1 protein-coding gene and 1 pseudogene are annotated in these 1,564 nt (G+C 67.4%); both read right to left on the reverse strand.

What is annotated here, in order from left to right; all coding sequences use genetic code 11:
- A pseudogene (locus AC2W7C_RS17685) lies at positions 1-371 on the reverse strand (methyltransferase type 11); the annotation flags it as partial.
- A gap of 120 nt (positions 372-491) precedes the next feature.
- Positions 492-1,364 (reverse strand): AAA family ATPase, encoded by an 873-nt coding sequence (locus tag AC2W7C_RS17690; RefSeq protein WP_486002542.1) that lies wholly within the window; start codon positions 1,362-1,364, stop codon positions 492-494.
- Between the last annotated feature and the right edge of the window lie 200 nt (positions 1,365-1,564).

Below are 1,564 nucleotides of genomic sequence, written 5' to 3' on the forward strand. Positions count from 1 at the left end.
CGCGGCGCGCCTCGGCGCCGGCGGCCGAGCTGTTCGACGGCGCGGGGGCAGGGGAGGCGGACAGGGGTCGTCTCGAAGGTCTTCAGGATCTGGGCCGGCGTGGAGCCGCTCAGGGGAACCAGGTTCAGGATGACCTCGGCGCCCTTGGGCCCGACATAGGTGCAGGTGCGGCCCCCGTTGGTGGCGGTCCCCTTGCGGGTGAGGGAGCCCAGGGTCTGCGGGCACTGCAGCGTCTGGACGACCTTGAGCACGCCCTTGGCGTCGTCATTGACGGTGGTGGTCGACGAGATGCGCACCGATTCCCCGTCGCAGGCCGCGACGAAGGCGGACGCCGCGCAGAGGCTGGAGATCAGGAAGGGCCGGAGCAGCATCGTCTCAAGAGTCCTTAGTGTGGCGCTTATCCTGCGCCTCGCGGGCGGCAAATCCAGTGAAATCGCGGTAACAGCCGTGACGAAACCCGTCCGGCGATGCGGCGGCGGATGAGCGGAAGTTCAGCCGCCGGGCCGGGCCCCTTCGCGGCGGCCGAGGAAGGCCAGGCGCTCGAACAGGTGGACGTCCTGCTCGTTCTTCAGCAGGGCGCCGTGAAGCGGCGGGACCAGCCTGTTCGGGTTCTTCTCGCGCAGGGTCTCGGGATCGACGTCGTCGACGAGCAGCAGCTTGAGCCAGTCCAGCAGTTCGGAGGTGGAAGGCTTCTTCTTCAGGCCGGGCGTGTCGCGGATCTCGTAGAAGGTCTTGAGCGCCTCGGAGACCAGTCGCGGCTTGATGCCGGGGAAGTGGACCTCGACGATCGCCTGCATCGTCTCGGCGTCCGGGAAGCGGATGTAGTGGAAGAAGCAGCGGCGCAGGAAGGCGTCGGGCAGTTCCTTCTCGTTGTTGGAGGTGATGACCACCACGGGGCGGACCTCGGCGCGGATCGTCTCGTCCGTCTCCTGGACGTAGAACTCCATGCGATCGAGTTCCTGCAGCAGGTCGTTGGGGAACTCGATGTCGGCCTTGTCGATCTCGTCGATCAGCAGGACGGGGCGGACCGGGGAGGTGAAGGCCTCCCACAGCTTGCCTTTCTTCAGATAGTTGCGGACGTCGTGGACCCGTTCCTCGCCCAGCTGGCTGTCGCGGAGACGCGAGACGGCGTCGTACTCGTACAGGCCGTTGTGGGCCTTGGTGGTCGACTTGACGTGCCAGGTGATCAGCGGGGCGTTCAGGGCGCGCGCCATCTCGTAGGCGAGCACGGTCTTGCCGGTGCCCGGCTCGCCCTTGATCAGCAGGGGGCGTTCCAGCGCCACGGCGGCGTTGACCGCGATCTTCAGATCGTTGGTGGCGATGTAGTTCGAGGTGCCCTCGAACCGGTCGCTGACGCGGGACATGGCGGCTCCGGGTTGTGTTTGAAAACGCCTAGCGAAGGCGGAGCGGGTAAACAACGATCAGTTTCATCCCGGCTCTTCGCTGCGCTTCGGCCGGGATGACAAGGCAAGGGTCGTCTTCTCCTCCCGTCCCGGGGAGGGGGGTCGCGCAGCGACCGGGCGGGGGCGGCGCGAGAGGCGGCGCGCCGCTCGTCGAGCCGCTC

This window comes from Brevundimonas sp. CURTG3B2_SDJG (assembly GCF_057364705.1).